Origin of the sequence: Bacillus pseudomycoides DSM 12442 (assembly GCF_000161455.1) — a bacterium.
GTDB lineage: Bacteria > Bacillota > Bacilli > Bacillales > Bacillaceae_G > Bacillus_A > Bacillus_A pseudomycoides.
In genome coordinates this window covers 3,705,010-3,727,205 of the sequence record NZ_CM000745.1, presented here as the reverse complement: position 1 = coordinate 3,727,205, position 22,196 = coordinate 3,705,010, and the positions used below count along the sequence as shown (strand labels likewise).

General features: G+C 37.4%; 23 protein-coding genes and 1 other annotated feature. Of the genes, 3 read left to right on the top strand and 20 right to left on the bottom strand.

Annotation, left to right across the window (positions count from 1 at the left end; genetic code table 11):
* Positions 1 to 57: 57 nt before the first annotated feature.
* From BPMYX0001_RS18950 to BPMYX0001_RS18895, 12 genes are all read right to left on the bottom strand, one after another.
* Complete coding sequence (locus BPMYX0001_RS18950) at positions 58 to 765, bottom strand: hypothetical protein (protein WP_006096047.1); 708 nt, start codon at positions 763 to 765, stop codon at positions 58 to 60.
* A 276-nt stretch (positions 766 to 1,041) separates the two neighbouring features.
* Positions 1,042 to 1,518 (bottom strand): transcription elongation factor GreA, encoded by a 477-nt coding sequence (greA, locus tag BPMYX0001_RS18945; RefSeq protein WP_003208577.1) that lies wholly within the window; start codon positions 1,516 to 1,518, stop codon positions 1,042 to 1,044.
* Between the two features lie 280 nt (positions 1,519 to 1,798).
* Positions 1,799 to 2,437 carry a uridine kinase gene (udk, locus tag BPMYX0001_RS18940; RefSeq protein WP_003200515.1) on the bottom strand — a complete coding sequence of 213 codons (639 nt, stop codon included), beginning with the start codon at positions 2,435 to 2,437 and terminating at the stop codon, positions 1,799 to 1,801.
* A gap of 17 nt (positions 2,438 to 2,454) precedes the next feature.
* Positions 2,455 to 3,735 carry a peptidase U32 family protein gene (locus BPMYX0001_RS18935; RefSeq protein ID WP_003200513.1) on the bottom strand — a complete coding sequence of 427 codons (1,281 nt, stop codon included), beginning with the start codon at positions 3,733 to 3,735 and terminating at the stop codon, positions 2,455 to 2,457.
* Between the two features lie 18 nt (positions 3,736 to 3,753).
* Positions 3,754 to 4,683: a peptidase U32 family protein gene (locus tag BPMYX0001_RS18930; protein ID WP_006096046.1), complete on the bottom strand. Its 930-nt coding sequence runs from the start codon at positions 4,681 to 4,683 to the stop codon at positions 3,754 to 3,756.
* A 7-nt stretch (positions 4,684 to 4,690) separates the two neighbouring features.
* A complete protein-coding gene (locus tag BPMYX0001_RS18925) occupies positions 4,691 to 5,332 on the bottom strand; it encodes an O-methyltransferase (protein ID WP_003200510.1) in 642 nt (213 codons plus the stop codon).
* 215 nt (positions 5,333 to 5,547) lie between these two features.
* Positions 5,548 to 6,618: an endolytic transglycosylase MltG gene (gene mltG, locus BPMYX0001_RS18920; protein WP_018765887.1), complete on the bottom strand. Its 1,071-nt coding sequence runs from the start codon at positions 6,616 to 6,618 to the stop codon at positions 5,548 to 5,550.
* Positions 6,619 to 6,839: 221 nt separating this feature from the next.
* Complete coding sequence (locus BPMYX0001_RS18915; protein WP_003200504.1) at positions 6,840 to 7,124, bottom strand: DUF1292 domain-containing protein; 285 nt, start codon at positions 7,122 to 7,124, stop codon at positions 6,840 to 6,842.
* A gap of 12 nt (positions 7,125 to 7,136) precedes the next feature.
* Entirely contained in the window at positions 7,137 to 7,550 is a 414-nt protein-coding gene (gene ruvX, locus BPMYX0001_RS18910; protein ID WP_003200502.1) for a Holliday junction resolvase RuvX, read from the bottom strand.
* A 3-nt stretch (positions 7,551 to 7,553) separates the two neighbouring features.
* On the bottom strand, positions 7,554 to 7,820 hold the full coding sequence (locus tag BPMYX0001_RS18905; protein WP_000348589.1) for an IreB family regulatory phosphoprotein: 267 nt from the start codon (positions 7,818 to 7,820) through the stop codon (positions 7,554 to 7,556).
* Positions 7,821 to 7,898: 78 nt separating this feature from the next.
* The gene (alaS, locus tag BPMYX0001_RS18900; RefSeq protein WP_003200499.1) at positions 7,899 to 10,541 is read right to left on the bottom strand and encodes an alanine--tRNA ligase; all 2,643 of its coding nucleotides are present in this window, start codon (positions 10,539 to 10,541) and stop codon (positions 7,899 to 7,901) included.
* A gap of 53 nt (positions 10,542 to 10,594) precedes the next feature.
* Positions 10,595 to 10,812, bottom strand: a binding site (T-box leader).
* A 45-nt stretch (positions 10,813 to 10,857) separates the two neighbouring features.
* Positions 10,858 to 11,934 (bottom strand): AI-2E family transporter, encoded by a 1,077-nt coding sequence (locus BPMYX0001_RS18895; RefSeq protein WP_170959234.1) that lies wholly within the window; start codon positions 11,932 to 11,934, stop codon positions 10,858 to 10,860.
* A 166-nt stretch (positions 11,935 to 12,100) separates the two neighbouring features.
* Between BPMYX0001_RS18895 and BPMYX0001_RS18890 the strand changes: the two genes are divergently transcribed.
* The gene (locus tag BPMYX0001_RS18890) at positions 12,101 to 12,313 is read left to right on the top strand and encodes a hypothetical protein (protein ID WP_018782989.1); all 213 of its coding nucleotides are present in this window, start codon (positions 12,101 to 12,103) and stop codon (positions 12,311 to 12,313) included.
* 46 nt (positions 12,314 to 12,359) lie between these two features.
* On the opposite strand, the gene BPMYX0001_RS18885 is transcribed toward BPMYX0001_RS18890, so the two are convergent.
* From BPMYX0001_RS18885 to cymR, 7 genes are all read right to left on the bottom strand, one after another.
* Positions 12,360 to 12,488 (bottom strand): YrzQ family protein, encoded by a 129-nt coding sequence (locus BPMYX0001_RS18885; RefSeq protein ID WP_001102898.1) that lies wholly within the window; start codon positions 12,486 to 12,488, stop codon positions 12,360 to 12,362.
* A gap of 19 nt (positions 12,489 to 12,507) precedes the next feature.
* The gene (locus BPMYX0001_RS18880) at positions 12,508 to 12,696 is read right to left on the bottom strand and encodes a hypothetical protein (protein ID WP_000490499.1); all 189 of its coding nucleotides are present in this window, start codon (positions 12,694 to 12,696) and stop codon (positions 12,508 to 12,510) included.
* 141 nt (positions 12,697 to 12,837) lie between these two features.
* The gene (recD2, locus tag BPMYX0001_RS18875) at positions 12,838 to 15,174 is read right to left on the bottom strand and encodes an SF1B family DNA helicase RecD2 (protein WP_006096043.1); all 2,337 of its coding nucleotides are present in this window, start codon (positions 15,172 to 15,174) and stop codon (positions 12,838 to 12,840) included.
* Between the two features lie 102 nt (positions 15,175 to 15,276).
* Positions 15,277 to 15,936, bottom strand: coding sequence for a tetratricopeptide repeat protein (locus BPMYX0001_RS18870; RefSeq protein ID WP_006096042.1), 660 nt, complete (start codon positions 15,934 to 15,936; stop codon positions 15,277 to 15,279).
* A gap of 113 nt (positions 15,937 to 16,049) precedes the next feature.
* On the bottom strand, positions 16,050 to 17,165 hold the full coding sequence (mnmA, locus tag BPMYX0001_RS18865) for a tRNA 2-thiouridine(34) synthase MnmA (protein ID WP_018782988.1): 1,116 nt from the start codon (positions 17,163 to 17,165) through the stop codon (positions 16,050 to 16,052).
* Between the two features lie 16 nt (positions 17,166 to 17,181).
* Positions 17,182 to 18,327 (bottom strand): cysteine desulfurase family protein, encoded by a 1,146-nt coding sequence (locus tag BPMYX0001_RS18860; RefSeq protein WP_006096041.1) that lies wholly within the window; start codon positions 18,325 to 18,327, stop codon positions 17,182 to 17,184.
* 35 nt (positions 18,328 to 18,362) lie between these two features.
* Positions 18,363 to 18,779: a cysteine metabolism transcriptional regulator CymR gene (gene cymR / locus BPMYX0001_RS18855; protein WP_000704116.1), complete on the bottom strand. Its 417-nt coding sequence runs from the start codon at positions 18,777 to 18,779 to the stop codon at positions 18,363 to 18,365.
* Between the two features lie 300 nt (positions 18,780 to 19,079).
* Here cymR and BPMYX0001_RS18850 point away from each other — a divergent pair, with 300 nt between their 5' ends.
* Positions 19,080 to 20,366 carry a replication-associated recombination protein A gene (locus tag BPMYX0001_RS18850; RefSeq protein ID WP_033799115.1) on the top strand — a complete coding sequence of 429 codons (1,287 nt, stop codon included), beginning with the start codon at positions 19,080 to 19,082 and terminating at the stop codon, positions 20,364 to 20,366.
* Between the two features lie 37 nt (positions 20,367 to 20,403).
* Positions 20,404 to 21,054 carry an RsfA family transcriptional regulator gene (locus BPMYX0001_RS18845; RefSeq protein WP_033799114.1) on the top strand — a complete coding sequence of 217 codons (651 nt, stop codon included), beginning with the start codon at positions 20,404 to 20,406 and terminating at the stop codon, positions 21,052 to 21,054.
* 317 nt (positions 21,055 to 21,371) lie between these two features.
* Here BPMYX0001_RS18845 and BPMYX0001_RS18840 read toward each other — a convergent pair whose 3' ends face one another.
* A complete protein-coding gene (locus BPMYX0001_RS18840) occupies positions 21,372 to 22,139 on the bottom strand; it encodes a tRNA threonylcarbamoyladenosine dehydratase (RefSeq protein ID WP_000903177.1) in 768 nt (255 codons plus the stop codon).
* Between the last annotated feature and the right edge of the window lie 57 nt (positions 22,140 to 22,196).

Here is a 22,196-nt window from a genome sequence, read left to right as displayed (position 1 = left end):
TTATACAGAACGAAATATTATTAGAGTTTGTATTTTTCTTGTATGATTGAATGATTTTTATAAATCTTTTGGCTGCTTTAGAAATTTCATAAGAATTGACCTAAAACTCTCTTCATCTATTCCTGAATTTTTTGCAACCTCAATTGTAGTAGTTGTTACTTGAGCTGCTGCTTTTAAATAATCCGGTTGTAAAGCTTGCATTTCACTTCTTTTTTCTTTTGCATTCTCAACCGTTACAGAATCAATACATGCGATCATCTTGTCTACGATCTTTAAATATTCATTTTCTGCGTTAATTAACTTTTGAATTTCATCTTTATTACTTACTTTAGATTGATTTAAGTAAGTATACGCTTGATTCACTTCATCTTTAAAAAGTTTATCATTATTCTTTGCCTGTTCTTGTAACATATTCTTCATATCATCTATTGTCTTCTGATCCATTGTATCCTGTAACAAATATTCTGGATTACCAATCGCATAATCATACTTAATCGTCACATCCTGAAACATTCTCATTACAATAGCTAACTGATACTCTAGAGCAAAGTCTTCGAATTTCTGTTCCTTTTTATCCTTATCTAATTCCGTGTTCCCCTTTGTATTCGGTGTGCTGTTTGAAGACGAAGTTGCTGCATCATCCTTTTTTTCTTCTTGTTTCGGTTTCGATTCGTTTGATGCACTTGTTTTCTCACTAGATCCACATGCCGCTAATCCTGTCATCATAACGCCACAAGTGAGTGCTGCAAATAATTTCTTTTTCATGAACTGTCCCTCTTCCTTATCCCTTTTAAACTCTCTTCACACTTCAAAACATAAAAGTATAAAATTCCTCACTTATAATATCAGAATTAAAGCTCTTACATCGTCATATTATGTCGAATAAAGTGAAAACTCCCTTAAGGATCCTTTCTCTTTTATCGCTCAAACCAAACTATCATGGACGATTATATAGCACTTTTCACTCAGAATCTTGAGAGCAATGGGATAATAAAAGAGAAAAAATAAAAAAGGTTCACCCATATGAGTGAACCTTTTTTATTATTTTACAGAGATAATCTCTACTTGCATTTCTCCGCCTGGCGTTTGGATTGCTACCTTTTCACCAATTTGCTTACCTAATAAGCTTTTTGCGATTGGAGAATCGTTAGAAATTCTTCCTTCAAATGGATCAGCTTCTGCGCTACCAACGATTGTGTAAGCTTCTTCATCTCCATCTGGTAATTCTTTGAATACTACAGTTTTACCTAATGTTACAACTGTAGACTCTTCGCCATTATCTTCAATGATAACTGCGTTACGAATCATATTTTCTAGTTGTGTAATACGTCCTTCTACGAATGCTTGCTCATCTTTCGCTGCATCGTACTCCGAGTTCTCAGAAAGATCACCGAAGCTACGTGCGATTTTAATACGCTCTACAACTTCTTTACGTCTTACTGTTTTTAATTGCTCAATTTCGTTTTCTAATTTTTGTTTACCCTCTTGCGTCATAGGGTATGTTTTTTCTGTTGCCATGTTTTCCACTCCTTTTATATACCAATCCCCCGAAAAAAAGAGGAGTTCAATATGAAAACTCCTCCGCTTTATCCTATAGCGGAGGTTTCTAGTACACATGTACTAGCGGAGTTGTCACATACAACCCCGTATTTTCCAATTCTTCCTCATATAAAGAAGATATGTATGGAAAGTTCATATAAATATGCCCTCACCTATAGATAGATGAGGTTGGCATGTTTCATTGTATTCGATAGGAAGGGAAAAAATCCCTTCCTATCGTATATCTTTTACTATGCTATTACAAATTCACTTTTTGTTCAAGAATTGTTGCAATTTTTGTGACCATAATATCGATTGCAACATGATTTTGTCCACCTTCTGGAATAATTATATCCGCAAATTTCTTAGAAGGCTCAATAAATTGGTTGTGCATTGGACGTACAACATTTACATACTGCTCAACAACAGAGTCCATTGTACGGCCACGCTCTTTAATATCACGTTGCATGCGACGTAAAATACGAAGGTCAGCATCCGTATCAACAAACACCTTAATATCCATTAAATCACAAAGACGCGGGTCTTCTAAGATAAGAATCCCTTCTAAAATAATTACATCTTTCGGTTCTACTGGAATAATTTCTTCTGAGCGTGTATGCAATGTATAATCATATACGGGTTTCTCAACCGGCTTATATGCAAGCAACTGATGTAAGTGCTCAATTAATAAGTCATTATCAAACGCTAATGGATGATCGTAATTTGTTTTTAAACGCTCTTCCATTGGCAGATGACTTTGGTCTTTGTAATAATAATCTTGCTCCAAAATTAAAATGGAATGACCTTGAAATTGATCAAAAATTGCTTTTGTTACACTTGTTTTACCTGATCCTGAACCACCAGCGATTCCAATTACAACCGGCTTATTCGTCCCCATTCAACTACCACTCTTTCTTATTGATGTATGCTTTTTCGCATCATATTATTCACATACACTGGTTGATCCACTTTGAATTTCACGATTTGCAACGGATGTCTCGCTGCATCTAATTCGTTTCCATCCTCATCCCAAATTTTCTCCACCGTTTGTGTAAAGTTTTCTATTTCTGGCCCAAAGAACTCAACCTCATGCCCTGGTTTGAAGTAGTTACGTTGTTCGATTGTGACAATGCCTGTTTCTTCATTATAATCTAACACTAAACCAGCAAAATCATACGTTGTTTTCTTACTATGATTTCCATACATTTGTTCTTGGTATCCTGGAACTCCTTCAAAGAATGCAGGCGCTGTATCACGATTTGCACATTTATCGAGCTCATCTAACCATTCTTGTTTAAACTCAAAGTTATCAGGATCCGCGCAATATGCATCAATTACTTTGCGATACACAGTTGCTACTGTTGCTACGTAGTGAATAGATTTCATGCGTCCTTCAATCTTCAAGCTGTCAATTCCAATTTCAATCATTTTCGGAATTGAAAGGATCAAGTTTAAGTCTTTTGGACTCATTGCAAAGTGTGCATCGCCTTCTTGGAATAAAGGAAGCTCTTCTGCTTCTTTATGTTGTGATACTGCTTGAACTAGGTCATAATCCCAACGACATGATTGACAACAACCGCCACGGTTTGAGTCACGTGCTGTCATATGGTTACTTAATGTACATCTTCCAGAGTATGCAATGCACATTGCCCCATGGACGAACGCTTCAATTTCAATATCAACGTTTTCTTTAATTTCCTTCATTTCTTCATAGCCGACTTCACGAGCTAATACAAGACGATGCAAGCCTTCTTCTTTCCAATACTGCGCTGCTTTCCAGTTGGATAGAGACTGTTGTGTACTTAAATGTACTTCAACAGAAGGAGCTACACGTTTACACGTCTCGATAATAAGCGGGTCTGCAACAATAATACCTGTTACACCAGCTTTTTCAATCCCTCTTAAATAATCTTCTAATCCATCCATATTTTCATTATGTGCAAAGATATTTGTTGTTACATATATTTTTGCGCCATATTTCTTTGCAAATTCTACGCCTTCTGCCATTTCTTCTAGCGTAAAGTTCCCTGCATTTGAACGCAGACCAAATTCCTGTCCACCTAAATATACAGCATCTGCACCGTAATGAATAGCTACTTTTAATTTCTCTAAATTACCTGCAGGGATTAACAATTCAGGTTTTTTCACAATAACGCGTTTTCCATCGATTACTCGTGAAATTTCTTGTACAGTCATATCCTACACCCTCCTCGTTTAGTAAACCGTTTCTTTAAAGAAGAATCCTGTATCTAACGGACGATTTACTGGTTGAATTTCTTCTATCTCTTTATATAAATCGTCTTTCATGTCATAATACGCATCGCGATCTTCTACACATAAATCAATAGCTTTACGATATTTCTTTGTCACTTGGATAATGTATTCAGAGCTTTTTAACACACCATCAATTTTCAAGCTATCGATTTCAGCATCGATAAGTTCATCTAACTCATCAATGAAACAAATATCATTCGGACTCATAATATGAGTACCATTTTCGTCCTCATAAATCGGATACTTGTTATTACGCTCTGGATCATGTAAAAACATATTTTCTTCATACTTTTTCTTTTCAATCTCCAGATTACGATCTTGATATTCAAAATAGTTTCCAACTAATGAACGCTTTGATTGGAACATGCATGTCATACCGTGAATTTGTACTTCTACTTCAACTTCAGCGTTTTCTTTTAATTCAACAATTTCATCTAAGCTCAATTCACGTGCAAGCACAGCACGTTTTGCACCTTTACGGCCCCAATAGTTACATGTGAACCAGTTCGTTGCTGTCGTTTCTGTATTCCAATGCATTTGCATGTTTGGTGCTACTTCACGCACAGTCATTAATACTGCAGGATCTCCAAAGACGATTGCATCTACCTGTACTTCTTGCAGGAATGCAACGTAGCCTTTTAATTCTTCTACTTTGTCGTTATGGAACATAGCGTTCATCGCTACGTATACTTTCATACCATTTTCATGTGCAATGTTTACAGCTTGTTTCACATCATCACGCGCGAACTCCCCTGCTAAACGTAAGCCAAACTTTTGCTCACCGATCATTACTGCACTTGCCCCTGCTTTTGCAAGAGGTTCAATGTCCGCCACCGCTCTTGGCGTTACTAACAATTCAGGTTTTTTCATACTGTTGTCACCCTCTCTTTTTACTCACGGCTACTCCATCACCAATCGGAAAAATAGTTGTATCATATCCTTCATGGTTCATTAGCCATTCATTGTACGTCTTAATACGACGAATCAAACCACGCGTACGTCTATTTTCAATTTTTTCTTTTGTCGTTACAAGTCCATGGTACATAACATTATCTGAAATAATGACACCCCCCGGATTTAATAACGGTTCATATAAGTCAAAAAAGCGACGATATTGTCCTTTTGCGGCATCAATAAAAATAACATCAAATGTTCCATGTTCATTCACTTGTTCACCTGTTTCTAATGCATCACCATAAATAACGGAAATACGCTCTTTTACAGAAGAACGCTCTATATATTCAAGTGCTTTTTCATATCGATCGCTATTTCGTTCTACTGTCACAATGCGAGAATTAGGGATAGCTTGCATCATACGAATACTGGAGTAACCAATTGCTGTTCCGAGCTCTAAGATGCTTTTTGGCCCAATTAAACGTAAAAATTGCAACATAAACTCCATTCCAAGACGATCCATAATTGGCACATGATGTTCACCTGCGTACTGTTCCATTTCAAGAATAAGTTTATCTTTTGGATCAATAAATGATAATAGGTACTCGTTAACTGCATCCTCCATAAATGGTCCTCCTTATTTACATGGAGAAGTGCCTCTATGACGTGTCAGTTTCTATCTTTTCACACATAGAATGCAATAAAAATACAAGCCAGCTTCACCCTTAGCTTGTACGTCCCGTTTTGATATTAAAAACGATTCTTCTGCCAGTTTTTAACCCGATATATTTTATCATAAAAAAGAGGGATATGCGACCCTTTTCGCTCTCCCTCCTATTTTCATTTCTTTTGTGTAATATATTTTTGTTTTAATGCATTATGTTCTTCTAACGTTTTTGCATAATACACTTCACCACTTGGTGCTGCTAAGAAATAGTAATAATCTGTTTGTGCAGGTTCTAACGCTGCTTGTACTGAATGCTTGCCAGAATTCGCAATTGGTCCAACAGGTAATCCTTTTATAACATACGTATTATACGGTGAATTTACTTTTAAATCCTCATATAATACACGTTCTTTATGCTTTCCAAGCGCATATAATACTGTCGGATCTGTTTGTAACGGCATCCCTTTTGCTAAACGATTATAAAAGACGCTAGAGATCTTTTGACGATCTGTAAACCCTGTCGCCTCTTCCTCAATTAAAGAAGATAATGTTAAAAGCTGGTGAACGTCCAGCTGCTTTTCTTTCATTTTCGCCTCATTTTGAACAATTAATGCATTCGTTTTTTCAAGCATTGACGTCACAATTTCTTCCAATGTTGTATCTTTTTTATAGAAAGAATATGTCGCTGGGTATAAGTAGCCTTCTAACGGATATTTAATATTGGCATCAAAAATTTTATTTGTTAATAATATCGGATATTTTTGCTGCATTTTTTGAATAAAAGCCTTATCGTTTAATTGGCGCACAACATCATCTTTATTCCATTTCAGTTCCTTTGCAATTATATCTGCGATTTCAACAACTTGTGCACCTTCTTTAATCGTCAATTTATAAGCAACTGGACGATGGACATTACCCGATGACATTTGTTCCATTACATCATCTACATTCATTGACGAATTTAACAAATATGTACCTGCCTGCAAATTTTTAGATTTAGCTTTTGCATAGAAGCTAAATACTGTACCGTTTTTAATAGCGCCTTTTTCTTCTAAAATCTCTCCGATTTTACTTGTAGATGAACCTTTTGGAATCTCTACTTCAATTTCTTTTTTATTCCCGCTATCAACTGGTTTTAACGCAGATGAAATATACGCATAGACTGACACGCAGACCACAAGTAGTGCAATAACCACTATTAAAAGTGTGTGTCTACGCTTCTTCTTCACTTGATTCTCTATCAAAGTTCTTCCTCCTTATTCCATTGTAGACCATATGTACATCCTCTATACAATGCCCTACAAACCCAAAGCAAAGCTCATTCATTTGCAGATAGTTTTTTATTTTATACAATCCGTCTCATTATACTACAAACAATTATGTAGTTTCGACAAAAAATCTGTCATTTTGCACGAGAATACAAAAAAAGATGGACTGCATGTACAGCCCATCTTCTTCACCTGAATTACGCTTCGCCCTCTTCTTCTTCAGCAAGTGTGTTAAACATTTCTTGTACCATTTCCCACTCTTCTTCAGATTCGATTGGAAGTAATGTTCCACCTGACTCTTCTTCGTTTTGTTCGAAAGCCATTGCATCATAAATTTGTTCGCCATCTTCGTCAACTTCACCAATCGGAGAAAAGACTACATAAGATTTTTTCCCAAATTTTTCAGCATCGAAAGTGAAAATAATTTCACATAAATGCTCGTTACCTTTTTCGTCTACAATTGTAATTTGATTTTCTTCCATTCTGGTCACCTCTTATTTACTATCTAAATATCCTTGCAAAATCACGACTGCAGCCATCTTATCGATCACTTGCTTTCGCTTCTTTCGACTTACATCAGCCGAAATAAGAAGACGTTCCGCTGCCATCGTTGACAGACGCTCGTCCCACATCATGACGTCTAATTGTAACAGTTCACGTAAGGATTGTGCAAATTGCTGGCAAGCCTCACCACGTGGTCCGATTGTACCATTCATGTTCTTTGGCAATCCTACTATTATCTTGTCCACATTGTACTGTTTTACTAACTCAGAAATACGATCAAAACCAAATTGACCTCGTTCTTCGTTAATTTTAATCGTTTCTAAACCTTGTGCTGTCCAGCCCATTTCGTCACTAATCGCAACGCCGACTGTTTTTGTACCAACATCTAAACCTAATATCCGCATAAACTACTCCTCACGATGTTGTTTCAAATAAGACTTCACAAGCTCTTCAATCAATTCATCACGTTCTAACTTGCGAATAATGCTTCGTGCATCTTTATGACGAGGTATGTATGCTGGGTCTCCACTTAATAAATAACCGACGATTTGGTTAATCGGATTATAGCCTTTTTCTTGAAGTGCATCATACACAGTTAAAAGTACATCGTTTACATGGACACTCTGTTTTTCATCTTGAAAGTTAAACTTCATTGTTTTATCAAAACCGTCCATTTTAAGCACCTCACTTATAAGTAGTAAGTATAGGGAGAAGAATCTCTCCTCTCCCTACTATTGTACACTACTATCTCTTTATTTTGAAACAGATTTAACGTACTCTTCTACAAATGCAAGTGCATCATCCACTTGCGCTGGGTTTTTACCACCTGCTTGAGCCATGTCAGGACGGCCGCCACCGCCACCGCCGCAGCGAGAAGCAACTTCTTTCACAAGTTTACCTGCATGGTAACCTTGATTGATTAAATCTTTCGTTACACCTGCTAGAATATTTACTTTATCCTCATTTACAGCTGCTAATACAACGACTGCAGACTCTAATTTATTTTTCAGGTCATCCATCATTGTACGTAAGTTATTCATATCTGCAACATTTACTTTTGTTGCTAATACATTTACTCCATCCACTGTAACAACTGAATCTGTTAAGTTTCCAGCTTCAATGTTACTTAATTTTGCAGCAAGAGATTCATTCTCTTTTTGAAGTTGTTTCACTTCAGTAAATAGACCGTCTACTCTTGTTAAAATATCTTTCGGATTTGTTTTCATTTTGCCTGCAGCTTCTTTTAATAAACTTACTTGATCGTTCATTAATTCGTATGCAGATTTACCAGTCACTGCCTCAATACGACGAGTTCCAGCACCGATACCAGACTCAGCAACAATTTTGAAAATACCGATAGATGCTGTGTTATCAACGTGACAACCACCGCAAAGTTCTAAGCTATAATCGCCTACTTGGACAACGCGTACAACATCTCCGTATTTTTCACCGAATAATGCCATTGCACCCATTTCTTTTGCTTCTTCAATTGCTTTTTGAGAAATCTCAACATCAATACTTTCCCAAATTTTTTCGTTTACAATACGCTCAATTTTTTCTAATTCGTCAGCTTGTACTTGACCGAAGTGAGAGAAGTCAAAGCGTAGACGTTCTGATGTTACAAGAGAACCAGCTTGGTTAACATGTGTTCCAAGTACATCTTTTAATGCTTGGTGTAAAATATGCGTTGCTGTATGGTTTTTCACAACACTGCTACGGTTCTTCGTATCAATAATAGCTTTTACAGCTGATTCTTTTGTTAACGTTCCTTCTTCCACAACTATTTTGTGTAAGCTTTGACCATTTGGTGCTTTTTGTACGTCTTTTACAAGAACTTTCACACCGTCAGCAAGAAGGTAACCGCGGTCTGCGATTTGTCCGCCACTCTCAGCATAGAATGGTGTTACATCAAGCATTAATTGTCCTTCTTCGCCTGCTTGTAAGCTATCTGTGTACTCGCCATTTTTCACAAGTGCAACAACATTACTTTCTGTCGCAACTGTACCATAACCAACGAATTCACTCGCTACTTTAATTTCTCCAAGTACGCCGCCTTGAACTTGCATAGAATCAACGTCTTGACGAGCTGCACGTGCACGTTCACGTTGTTTTTCCATCTCTGCTTCAAAACCTGTATGATCAACCGTCATACCAGCTTCTTCTGCATATTCTTCTGTTAATTCAATTGGGAAACCATATGTGTCATATAGACGGAACGCATCTACTCCAGAAATAGCAGTCGTTTTTTCTTCTTTTGCTTTTGCAATAACCTCTGCTAAAATTGCTTCTCCATCATGAAGTGTTTCATGGAAACGCTCTTCTTCATTTTTCACAACTTTTGCAATAAAGTCTTTCTTTTCAAGAACTTCTGGATAGAAGTCTTTCATTACTTCGCCAACAACCGGTACTAATTCAAACATGAATGGACGGTTAATGTTTAATTTCTTCGCATAACGTACAGCACGGCGTAATAAACGACGTAATACATAGCCACGGCCTTCGTTAGAAGGAAGAGCTCCATCACCAACAGCAAATGTTACTGTACGGATATGGTCTGCAATTACTTTAAACGCCATATCTTTTTCTACATCGCCACCGCGATATTTCTCACCAGAAATTGATTCTGTTGCACCAATCATTGGCATAAATAGGTCTGTATCAAAGTTTGTAGGTACATCTTGAACGATAGATGTCATACGCTCTAGACCCATCCCTGTATCGATGTTTTTCTTTGGAAGTGGCGTATATGAGCCATCCGGATTATGGTTAAATTGAGAGAATACAAGGTTCCATACTTCTAAGTAACGTTCGTTTTCTCCACCCGGATACAACTCAGGATCGCTAAAATCGTTACCGTAAGCTTCACCGCGGTCATAGAAAATTTCTGTGTTCGGTCCACTTGGTCCTTCACCAATATCCCAGAAGTTTTCTTCTAAACGAATGATGCGCTCTTTCGGAACACCCATTTTCTCATTCCAAATTGTAAATGCTTCTTCATCTTCTGGATGGATTGTTACAGATAGTAACTCTTTATCGAATCCAATCCATTTGTCGCTCGTTAAAAATTCCCAAGCCCATGTAATTGCTTCTTCTTTAAAGTAGTCACCAATTGAGAAGTTTCCTAACATTTCAAAGAATGTATGGTGACGAGCTGTTTTCCCAACGTTTTCAATATCGTTTGTACGAATTGATTTTTGCGCATTTGTAATACGTGGGTTTTGCGGGATTACACGACCATCAAAGTATTTCTTTAATGTCGCTACACCACTGTTGATCCATAAAAGAGATGGATCCTCATGCGGAACTAATGATGCACTTGGTTCAATTGCATGCCCTTTTTCCTCGAAAAAGTCTAAAAACATTTGACGAATTTGTGCTCCTGTTAACTGTTTCATCTATATTTCCTCCTTTAAGAAATTTCATAAAAACAAAAAACTCCCGTCCCTATAAAAGGGACGAGAGTTAACTCGCGATACCACCCTAATTATGAACCGATTTATACATTCTCGATTCATCACCTCATGGTGCCGTAACGTGGCAAGACGGCAGGGATTAGCTGCTCTCAGGATTAGCGTTCTGTCACCCTTCATTTAAAACTTCTTTCAGCCGATGGAAGTTTCTCTCTAAAAATGGACTGTGACATACTCGTTCCGTCATCAATTTAAAATCATATGCTATATGCCAAAATTGTAGCGAATCCGTTTCCATTTGTCAATGTTTCCAGAGTGGCTTTATATGAACAATGACGGTTCGAATCACCGCCAAAATAGGAACTGCTATTAAAAGACCGACGATTCCACCTATTTCTCCCCCAATCAGAAGAGCAAGCATAATAATAACAGGATGCATACGTAACGACTTCCCAACAATATATGGGGAGAGAATGTTACTTTCAACAAATTGTAAAATGGCAAGTGCAATGCCCGCTTTAATAAAAAGGTTCGTGGATACGGTTGCCGCAATCATCAACGTCGGAATCGCTCCTAAAATTGGTCCAAAGTAAGGAATAATATCGGTAACTCCAACAATAATGCCTAATAACAGTGGGTACTTCATCGCAATAAACCAAAATGAAAGAGCGGACACTCCTCCTAAAACTAAACAAACAAATAATTGCCCTCGAATATAACTTCCAAGTGACTTATCGATCTCCTTCGCCAATACTTGTCCTGTACTACGCCATTTACTCGGAACAAGCTTCCAAAAAACGTGATAAAACTCTCCATAGTCTTTTAATATGTAAAATACAATGAAAGGAATCAAGAAAATGATGAGTAATGAATCCAGTACACCACGTGCTGTACTCATCACCTTATTTAAAAGTGCTTGTATCTTCATCTCAATGCCGACAAATATTTGCTTTACTTTCTCATGAATAAACGATGGGAAATTGTCTGTCTGTTCTGTCACACCGTCCATCCAAGAATCATACATTTTCATAAACTGCGGGAATTGCTTATTGATTTCTTGTAGCTGCGCAATCACAACCGGTGTCCCTTTATAAATTCCATAACCGAGACCACCAAAAAAGAGAATATAAATAAGCAAAATCGCAAGTGTACGTGGCATTCCCTCTTTATATAATTTTTCAATTAAAGGATGCAGTAAATACGCGATGAAACAAGCAATTAAAAATGGTGTAATTGCTACTTTAAACACGAATATGATTGGCGCCCATAGTGGTTTAATTTTTAAAAAGACGAGCAAACATAAAAACACTAATAACAATAACCCTAATCGATAGATCCAAATAATTTTAAGATTCTTCAAGCGAAAAACCTCCTCCATCCTTATTTTGAAAAGAAATAGAGAAGGTTATGTGTAAAACTTTTAAAAAATTACTGGACTAAAATATTTCCATACAGACCATACTGTTTTTAAAAAAACTTACATATATTTAACATCATACGGACAAGCACTTAGGTCAGCTCGCAAATATGTGAGGAGGAATAAAATGGTTTGGCTTATGTTAATTCTTTCAACACTTTTCATGATACTAGAATGGATCTGCATTGGCTTTGGTATTTGGAAGGGACTCTTCACGCGTTCAACACGAAAAGAACGTGCGAAACAGCTGTGGTATTACGGAGTTCTTGGTATTGGATGTTACGGACTTTCTTATCTTTTTTCTAAAATTGGACTTTTTTATTTATATACGAGCACATGAAAAAACTCCCTGAGAATGAAGGGAGTTTTTCACTTTATAGAAATGATTATAAATAAGACTTAATCATTTTGCGTGCTCTTTTCATATTACGTTTGGAAAACACATCTTGTTTACGTGCATATTGATATGCCGCAGCTCCAATACCTAATGCGATTAATGAATTGCGTACGTTCAAAGTAAATCCCCCTTTTTGACTATCCGATGGTTCGTTCATTCTCATCAAATAAATCATCAAGAGAACTAAGCGATCCATCTTCTTCTACTTGATGCGTATGGATTTTCCCCTTTGAAACCGATAATTCAATATAACAATTCCAGCAATAAAATTGGTTGACACCTATTTTTCCAATGTCTTTCCCTTTGCAATTTGGACAACTGAACATATGGCTTTCATCTCCTTACAGTCTCCCAGATTCTATTCGCCATTATGTCCAAACTGCACTCATTTATACATACTAGAACTGCCTTACACTTTCAAAATAACGCTCTCTATATTGAAAGTTTCACTATATAATTTCACCTTGCTACATAAAATCATACGGTGAAATGTTTTCCACATCCATCTCCTGGCCATCAATCGTAACCATTTGCACTTCCCCTTTTGATTCCTGCAAGCGACCAGCTAACGTTGTTTGCCGCATGGAATCATCAAGACGATTCACACCAGATTGAAAGGCTGATTCTTCTCCGCAAATAATTAGAAACTTTTTACTTCTCGTAATACCTGTATAAATTAAATTACGGCGTAACATGCGGTAATAACTCTTTACAATCGGCATAATTACAATTGGAAATTCACTTCCTTGTGACTTATGAATTGAACAACAATACGCATGTGTAATTTGATTTAAATCTGGCTTTATATACGTTACTTCAATCCCATCGAACGAAACAACAACCATATCTTGTTTCTCCACATTTTCCTTTGCATAAAATACAGAAACAATTTCTCCAATGTCACCATTAAACACTTGGCTTTCTGGTTGATTTACGAGCTGCAATACTTTATCACCCGTTCGATACACAACATCACCGTAGGCAATTTCTCTACTCTTTTCTTTCTTCGGATTAAATACTTCTTGGAGTGCCTCATTTAGCACATTAATACCTGCCGGACCGCGATACATAGGCGCTAACACTTGGACATCTCTTGCATTAAACCCTTTCGTCTTCGCGTTTTCACATACTTGTTTTACAACCTCAACAATTTGAGCACCTGAGCAACCAATAAACGAACGATCTTTTTTATTTTGTGCTAAGTCTGGTGGCAGCGTACCATTTTTTATCGCATGGGCAAGCTGAATAACGGATGACCCTTCTGCTTGACGGTAAATCTCTGTTAACTTCACTGTCGGAATTGCACCAGCATCTAATAAATCTTTCAACACTTGTCCAGGCCCTACAGAAGGTAATTGATCTTCATCACCTACAACAATTACTTGAATGTTTGTTGGTAATGATTTAAACAATTGATTCGCGAGCCAAATATCAACCATTGAAAACTCATCAATGATAAGTAACTTTCCTTGTACAGGGTCCGTTTCATTACGCTGGAAAGATCCTTCTGGCGTCCAACCAAGTAAGCGGTGAATCGTACAAGCAGGAAGCCCTGTTGACTCACTCATCCGCTTCGCAGCGCGGCCTGTCGGAGCTGTTAACAGAATCGGAAACGGATTATCATCACTGTAATCTTGCGGGCTTAATGATAAACCATGCAAGGAAGCATACATTTCGACAATTCCTTTAATAACGGTCGTCTTCCCTGTACCAGGTCCGCCGGTTAATAACATCATCGGCTTATGAAGCGCAGTTTGAATTGCCTCTTGTTGAAGCGGCGCATACTGTACTTTTAGCTGCTCTTCAATTTTCCCTAACGTTAATAATACTTCCGCTTCAGGAAACGAAGGCGTCTCTTCTTGGTTCATGAGACGGCGGATTGATTTGACAACGCCCTTTTCGGAATAGAATAACGAAGCTAAATAAATGCGGTCTTCTTCTATAATGATTTTCCCTTCACCTTGCATCATTTCAACGCATTGCAAAATATCTTCTTCCGTCACATTACCCTCTTGATTATTTAAAAGCGATACGGTTTCTCGAACTAGTTGACCCTTTTCCATAAACACATGACCTTCTTGGAGCGAAACATTTTCTAACGTATAGAAACATCCTGCTCTCACACGATCATTATGGTTACCAGATATCCCTAGCGCTCGTCCTATATCGTCAGCTCTTCCAAAACCGATGCCATCGACTTCTTCAATCAACTGATATGGATTATTTCGAATCACTTCAAGCGTCATTTCTTTATACTGCTGATAAATCTTAATCGAGAGCTTCGTTCCAAAACCATAACCATTTAAAAAGCTCATGACCTTTTCAAGCCCTTGGTGTTCAATAATTGTGTCATAAATTTCTTGCGCTTTCTGCTTGTTTACAACACCTTCTAATGCAGCAGGGTCGTCCATAATTTTAGAAATCGCATGTTCTCCGAGATGATCAACAATCTTTTCTGCTGTTCGCTTCCCAATTCCTTTAAATAAATCACTCGCTAAATATTGCACCATACCTGTTTTTGTTTGAGGTAATTCTTTTTTAAATGTTTCAACTAAGTATTGCTTTCCGTACTTTGGGTGGTCTTTAAAGTGACCTGTCAATGTAAATACTTCATCTTCATGCATACGGGGAAAGTGACCGTTGATCATCACTTTTTTTTCGTCGTATGTTTCATTTGTTTCAATGATTTTCATACTGACAACGGAATAGAGGTTTTCTTCGTTGTGGAAAATGGTATGAAGAACTTGTGCTTTTATAAATTTTTGCTCTTCCTCAAACAAATCCATTGCATGTTGATTTCCCATGTTTCCTCTCCTTTCCGATTTCTCTCACTCTAACGAGCAGTAAAGCCCCCACCTCTCTACTTATCATTAGATGAGGGGTAACTGCGCGTTAAGGTACGATTTCTATTCGGCTTCTTGCTCTAATAAACGAATGCCATTCCCTGCTAAAAAGTGATCTGGTTGAATTTCAGTCGCCTTCTTAAATAAAGCAAGTGCTTTCTCATTATTTTCCTCAAACACGTACGCAACACCTAAATTATAGTACGCATCTGCATGTTCTTCATCCATTTGTAAAACCTTTTCAAAATAAGGTTTCGCTTCCTGAATATGTTCTAGTCGCGCAAAGCATAATCCGCATTGGAATACCGCTTCTACATCTGCCCTATCTAATTCAGTTGCTCTTTGTAAAAATGGCAGTGCAAGACGATCATTTCCAAGCTGTACATACGTAATCCCTAGCATAAATGTCACATCAGCTGATTGTAATCCAGCTTGCATTGCTTGCTCAAATGCAGCTTTTGCTTCTGTAAATTGCTCTTGTCCATAATATATGCTTCCAAGTCCATAATAGGCAGTAGCTAATTTCCCATCTAGTTCTAATGCGCGTTTATAAAATAAAATCGCACGTTCGCTATCTCCTAACACATCTAATAAATTCGCAAAGTTAATGTATCCAAGTGCATCTTTCGGATTTTCTTCAATTGCCTCTGTAAAATTTTTAGCTGCTTCTTCCCAGTTTCCTTCTTGCATATATTGAATGCCTGCTTCAAGCTTATTTGACATGTTCTTCACCTCTACAACAAATTATAACAAATAATCTATTTTCCAAGCGAACAAAAATTCGCTGTTATGAAAAAGAAACCTCTAACCGCTAATCGGCAGAGGCTTCTCGTTTTTCATCCTAAATAGTCTAGTTTCTTACCACTACGGTATACTTCATCAATTGTAGCACCGCCTAAGCATTCATCTCCATCATAGAAAACAACTGCTTGTCCTGGCGTAATCGCACGAATTGGTTCATCGCAAAGAATACGAACTGTATTATCATCAACGATTTGAACCGTTACCTTGTTATCCTCTTGACGATAACGGAATTTCGCTGTGCACTTAAATTCCTTTTCTTTCGCTCTGTTACTTACCCAACCTATATTCGTAGCAATGACTTCATCACCATATAAAAGCTCATTGTGGAATCCTTGATCAACATATAAAATATTTTCTTTCAAGTTTTTCCCAACAGCGAACCAAGGATCACCATTACCACCAATACCAAGACCATGACGTTGTCCAATTGTATAGTACATTAAACCGTCATGTTTCCCTTTCACTTCGCCAGATAGTGTTTGCATCACACCTGGCTGAGCTGGTAAGTAGTTACTTAAGAAATCTTTAAAGTTACGCTCACCAATAAAGCAGATACCTGTACTATCTTTTTTCGTCGCTGTTGCTAAACCAGCTTCTTTTGCCATTTCACGAATTTGTGGTTTCTTTAATTCGCCTAACGGGAACATTGTTTTTGATAGTTGCTCTTGGCTTAATTGATTCAAGAAATATGTTTGATCCTTATTATCATCAACACCGCGTAGCATTTTATATTCGCCATCGATATAAGCAACACGTGCATAATGACCTGTCGCTACATAATCGGCACCAAGCGCAATCGCATGTTCTAAAAAGGCTTTAAATTTAATTTCTTTGTTACACATTACATCTGGGTTTGGCGTACGACCAGCTCGGTACTCATCTAAAAAGTACGTAAATACTTTATCCCAATATTGTTTTTCAAAGTTTACTGCATAATAGGGGATACCGATTTGATTGCACACTTCGATTACATCATTGTAATCTTCCGTTGCTGTACAGAAACCATTCTCGTCTGTATCATCCCAGTTTTTCATAAAAATCCCGATTACATCATAACCTTGCTCTTTTAATAAAAGAGCTGCTACAGATGAATCGACGCCACCGGACATCCCAATGACAACGCGCGTTTCGTGAGGTAGTTTGTTCATCATGTCACCTCCCATGCTATTTTTGTGTTAATCGCTTCACGATTTTCACTGTTTCGTACGCTGCTTTTTCCACTTGTTCTTTCGTATTACCAAGACCAAAGCTAAAACGTACAGATGAACGTATTTGATCGGAATCTTTTCCAAACATCGCCACTAACACATGCGATGGGTCAATAGAACCAGCTGTACATGCAGAACCACTTGATACTGCAATACCTGCTAAGTCTAAGTTTACAAGAAACGGCTCAATATCCATTCCTGTGAAACTTACATTAAACACATGTGGTAAGCGATATTCTAAGTTTCCGTTTACCTCGAAAGTAATGTCTTCTTTTTGAAAGACAGATACCATTATATCTTTAAATCCTTCATATTGGGCAATTTTTTGCTCACGCGTTGATTCTGCCAACTTAACAGCTTGCTCTAGCCCAACGATGCTAGGTACATTCTCAGTACCTGCACGACGTTTTCGCTCTTGCTCCCCGCCCGTTAATAACGGTTCAAACTTCACTTGCGCGCTAGCATATAAATAACCTACACCTTTTGGACCATTAATTTTATGAGCTGAGATTGATAATAAATCAATGCCTAACTCTTTCACATCAATTGCTGTTAAACCGTAGGCTTGTACAGCATCCGTGTGAAAATAAGCGTGATGTTCTTTTAACAGTTCTCCAATTTCTGCAATCGGTTGAACCGTTCCAACTTCATTATTTCCAAACATAACAGATACGAGAATCGTTTCATCTGTTAACGCCTCTTTTACATCAGAAACTTGAACACGACCCGTTTCATCAACCGGTAAATACGTCACCTCAAAGCCTTCTCGCTCTAATGCTTCACATGTATGCAAAATAGCGTGATGTTCAATCTGCGTCGTAATAATATGATTTCCTTTATTGCGGTTTGCACGTGCCACACCTAAAAGTGCTAAATTATCAGCCTCCGTACCACCGCTTGTAAAAATAATTTCATTTGGATTTGCATGAATGCTACGTGCACAAACACGTCTTGCTTCATCTACAGCATGGCGCGTTTGGCGTCCATAAAAATGAATACTAGACGGATTACCAAATATTTCTGTCATATATGGAATCATCTTTTCGACTACTTCTGGGTGAGCCGGAGATGTCGCAGCATGATCTAAGTAAATGCGTTCCATCAGATCTCCTTCTTTCCAAATCGTTTCACAAGGAATTAAATGTAAAACATATAACCCCCATGATTCTCTTCCTCATAACGTACTAAATCTTCTAGAGTTGTACTATCTAATACTTCTTGTACTGCATCACGAACACGCATCCACAACTGGCGCTGTGCTGGTTCTTCCTCTTCTATCATTTCAACAACGCTAATTGGGCCTTCTAAAACACGAATTACATCGCCAGCCGTAATATTAGCTGGTTGGTCAGATAATACATAACCACCATATGCACCACGCGTACTTTTTACAAGACGAGCGTTACGAAGTGGAGAGATTAATTGCTCTAAGTAATGTTCAGATAGGTCATGCGCTTGCGCAATTGATTTTAAAGAAATTGGACCCTCACCAAACTTCTTCGCAAGATCAATCATAATTGTTAAGCCGTAACGGCCTTTCGTTGAAATTTTCATCTATTTCGCACCTCTTTTCAAAATTTCACTTCTATTAGTTAAATCTTTATTCGTAAGAAGAACACAATTTTAAAATCAAAATCCTATGAAATTATAGCATAATATAGTATTATAAGAAATTTCAACTTATGTATCAAAATGATAACATAAAATCACATTGAAAAACTCGGTAATTATTACAATAAAGAGAAGAATGAAAAAATTAAGCAGAATTACTTATAAATACAGTAGTATATTTCAATTTTCCATAAAAAAGATGATACCATAGAATATGATTACATATTAAGGGAGACGGTCATAATGAAACAACCACTCGCACACCGAATGCGTCCGACAAATATTAAAGAAATAATTGGTCAAGAGCATTTAGTTGGTGAAGGGAAAATTTTATGGCGAATGGTTCAGGCAAACCATTTCCAATCGATGATTTTATACGGTCCACCTGGAACTGGAAAAACATCGATTGCTAGTGCAATTGCCGGCAGTACAGGGACGCCCTTTCGCCTATTAAATGCTGTTACTCATAATAAAAAAGACATGGAAGTTGTCGTGCAAGAAGCAAAGATGCACCGCCACCTTGTTTTAATTTTAGATGAAGTTCACCGCTTAGATAAAGCAAAACAAGACTTCTTATTACCTCACTTAGAAAGCGGGCTTCTGACCTTAATTGGCGCAACAACAAGTAATCCATTCCATGCGATTAACTCTGCCATTCGTAGCCGATGTCAAATCTTTGAACTACACGCACTAACAGAAAATGATATTTTAATCGGCTTAAAACGAGCGCTTGAAGATAAAGAAAAAGGTTTAGGTGAATATCATGTAACAGTTACAGATGAAGCAATGTGTCACTTTGCAAATGCCTCTGGCGGAGATATGCGATCGGCTTATAACGCACTTGAACTTGCTGTTTTATCTAGCTTTACAACAGACGATCAATCAACCGAAATCACATTAGAAATTGCTGAAGAATGTTTACAGAAAAAGAGTTTTGTTCACGACAAAGGCGGAGATGCTCATTATGATGTCCTATCTGCCTTTCAAAAATCAGTTCGCGGAAGCGATGTGAACGCTGCACTTCATTATTTAGCGCGCCTTATTGAAGCTGGTGACTTACAAAGTATCGGGAGACGTCTTCTTATTATGGCATATGAAGACATTGGACTGGCTAGCCCGCAAGCAGGTCCCCGTACACTTGCTGCGATTGAGTCGGCAGAACGTGTTGGTTTTCCAGAAGCTCGCATTCCGCTTGCCAATGCAGTTATCGAACTTTGTCTTTCTCCAAAATCAAATTCAGCATACAAGGCACTTGATGCAGCACTTCACGACTTGCGAAACGGACAAACTGGCGATATCCCAAGTCATTTAAAAGATAGTCACTATAGAGGTGCTGAATCATTAGGTAGAGGTATTGGATACTTATATCCACATGATTATCCAAATGGATGGGTACAGCAGCAATACTTACCAGATAAAATAAAAAACAAGCAATATTATAAGCCGAAAACAACGGGGAAATTCGAACAAGCACTTTTAGGCGTATATGAAAGATTGCAAAGTTCGCATAAAAGCAAACCAAAAGGGTAATCTAAGCGAAAACGACATGATAATGGAGGTTTCGCTTATGAAAACGCGCCAAGATGCATGGACAAGAGAAGACGATCTCCTTTTAGCAGAAACCGTTTTACGACATATTCGCAGTGGAAGTACTCAGCTGAAAGCGTTCGATGAAGTTGGAGACAAATTAAACCGGACTTCAGCTGCTTGTGGTTTTCGCTGGAATGCTGAAGTCAGACAAAATTATGAGGATGCTGCACAGCTCGCTAAGAAGCAAAGAAAAGAGTTAAAGCGTTCGGAAGCAAATGTAGAAAAAGAGCAACTATTAAAGCTAAAACCAAAACAAAAAGTCGTAATTGATGCTGATTTTTCCGAAGCAATCGTTTCTAATAAACATTCTCTTACAATGCAAGATGTAATCTCATTCTTGCAAAACCTAGGGCATAATAATCCTCACTTAGAAAAGATACAAATTGAAAATGAAGACTTGCATACAAAGCTTGCCTCCTTACAAAAAACAAACGATGAACTAGAAGTCAAACTAGCATCTTTAACGAAAAAACAACAAGCAATCGAAGAAGATTATGCGATGCTTGTTAGAATTATGGACCGTGCCCGGAAGCTTGTGTTAGTAGATGAACAGCAAGATCAAATTGCACCTATTTTTAAAACGGATCAAAACGGGAATTTAGATATTATATATTCGGCAGAAAATTAAAATACTCTAAAGCAACAGGAAATATATTACTTTTATGCTATTATAAACATAACAAGACTTGTTACTGAAAGGAGAGGTTATCTATTTCATTAACAATTTTCAAAATTACACTTGGGATTCTTGTGTTACTTTTAGGATTCTTCACAATTAGAGGTTTAAAAAAGACTTCTGCATACAAATCGGACAAATACGAGAATTATTTATTATTTTTAATCGCTTTTGAATCTATCGTTTTACCGATATGGATATTTCTTTAACATCTTTTCATACAAATAAAAAAGCGTATACTCCTCATGGAATATACGCTTTTTTATTTTTTATTCTTGCCCTACACGCTTCACTTCTACGTTTTTAATACGTTCACGTACAACGTGACTCGCCATAATTAAACCAGCCACAGATGGTACGAAGGCATTTGAGGAAGGTGGTAATTTCGCTTTACGAATTTTCGCATTTTCGTCTGGTACGATTTCTTTACGTACTTCTTCACGAATTACGATTGGGTTTTCGTCAGAGAAGACAACTTTTACACCTTTTTTAATACCCTCTTTACGAAGCTTCGTACGAATTACTTTCGCAATTGGATCTGTATGTGTTTTAGAAATGTCCGCAATACGGAAACGAGTTGGGTCCATTTTATTTGCTGCGCCCATACTTGAGATAATTTTAATTTTACGACGTAAACATTGTTTAATTAAATGAATTTTGAACGTAATTGTATCAGATGCATCCACTACGAAATCTAAGCCGTGTTTAAAGAACTCTTCATATGTTTCATCTGTATAAAACATTTCTAGTCCAATTACTTCACATTCCGGATTAATGTCTGCAATGCGCTCTTTCATTAATTCTACTTTTGAACGTCCTACAGTAGATACTAAAGCATGAATTTGACGGTTTACATTTGTAATATCTACAACGTCTTTATCAACTAATACAAGACGTCCTACGCCAGAACGCGCTAACGCTTCTGCTGCGAATGAACCTACACCGCCAATTCCTAGAATACCAACTGTACTATTTTTTAATATTTCAAGACCTTCTTTTCCGAAGGCTAATTCATTACGTGAAAATTGATGTAACATTCAGCTCTACACTCCTATTACAAAAATGGTCTACCATGTATTCTAGCGTTTTTCCGA

Excerpts from the sequence above, each read along its gene's own strand:
- BPMYX0001_RS18930 (WP_006096046.1), bottom strand. The coding sequence starts at position 4,683 with ATGAAAAAACCTGAATTGTTAGTAACGCCAAGAGCGGTGGCGGACATT.
- mnmA (WP_018782988.1), bottom strand. The coding sequence starts at position 17,165 with ATGAACAAACTACCTCACGAAACGCGCGTTGTCATTGGGATGTCCGGT.
- BPMYX0001_RS18845 (WP_033799114.1), top strand. The coding sequence starts at position 20,404 with ATGAAAACGCGCCAAGATGCATGGACAAGAGAAGACGATCTCCTTTTA.
- BPMYX0001_RS18880 (WP_000490499.1), bottom strand. The coding sequence starts at position 12,696 with ATGTTCAGTTGTCCAAATTGCAAAGGGAAAGACATTGGAAAAATAGGT.
- alaS (WP_003200499.1), bottom strand. The coding sequence starts at position 10,541 with ATGAAACAGTTAACAGGAGCACAAATTCGTCAAATGTTTTTAGACTTT.
- BPMYX0001_RS18915 (WP_003200504.1), bottom strand. The coding sequence starts at position 7,124 with ATGGAAGAAAATCAAATTACAATTGTAGACGAAAAAGGTAACGAGCAT.
- BPMYX0001_RS18840 (WP_000903177.1), bottom strand. The coding sequence starts at position 22,139 with ATGTTACATCAATTTTCACGTAATGAATTAGCCTTCGGAAAAGAAGGT.
- udk (WP_003200515.1), bottom strand. The coding sequence starts at position 2,437 with ATGGGGACGAATAAGCCGGTTGTAATTGGAATCGCTGGTGGTTCAGGA.
- BPMYX0001_RS18935 (WP_003200513.1), bottom strand. The coding sequence starts at position 3,735 with ATGACTGTACAAGAAATTTCACGAGTAATCGATGGAAAACGCGTTATT.
- greA (WP_003208577.1), bottom strand. The coding sequence starts at position 1,518 with ATGGCAACAGAAAAAACATACCCTATGACGCAAGAGGGTAAACAAAAA.
- cymR (WP_000704116.1), bottom strand. The coding sequence starts at position 18,779 with ATGAAAATTTCAACGAAAGGCCGTTACGGCTTAACAATTATGATTGAT.
- recD2 (WP_006096043.1), bottom strand. The coding sequence starts at position 15,174 with ATGGGAAATCAACATGCAATGGATTTGTTTGAGGAAGAGCAAAAATTT.
- BPMYX0001_RS18925 (WP_003200510.1), bottom strand. The coding sequence starts at position 5,332 with ATGGAGGATGCAGTTAACGAGTACCTATTATCATTTATTGATCCAAAA.
- BPMYX0001_RS18890 (WP_018782989.1), top strand. The coding sequence starts at position 12,101 with ATGGTTTGGCTTATGTTAATTCTTTCAACACTTTTCATGATACTAGAA.
- BPMYX0001_RS18905 (WP_000348589.1), bottom strand. The coding sequence starts at position 7,820 with ATGGACGGTTTTGATAAAACAATGAAGTTTAACTTTCAAGATGAAAAA.
- BPMYX0001_RS18850 (WP_033799115.1), top strand. The coding sequence starts at position 19,080 with ATGAAACAACCACTCGCACACCGAATGCGTCCGACAAATATTAAAGAA.
- BPMYX0001_RS18860 (WP_006096041.1), bottom strand. The coding sequence starts at position 18,327 with ATGGAACGCATTTACTTAGATCATGCTGCGACATCTCCGGCTCACCCA.
- BPMYX0001_RS18895 (WP_170959234.1), bottom strand. The coding sequence starts at position 11,934 with ATGGAGGAGGTTTTTCGCTTGAAGAATCTTAAAATTATTTGGATCTAT.
- BPMYX0001_RS18950 (WP_006096047.1), bottom strand. The coding sequence starts at position 765 with ATGAAAAAGAAATTATTTGCAGCACTCACTTGTGGCGTTATGATGACA.
- ruvX (WP_003200502.1), bottom strand. The coding sequence starts at position 7,550 with ATGCGGATATTAGGTTTAGATGTTGGTACAAAAACAGTCGGCGTTGCG.
- BPMYX0001_RS18870 (WP_006096042.1), bottom strand. The coding sequence starts at position 15,936 with ATGTCAAATAAGCTTGAAGCAGGCATTCAATATATGCAAGAAGGAAAC.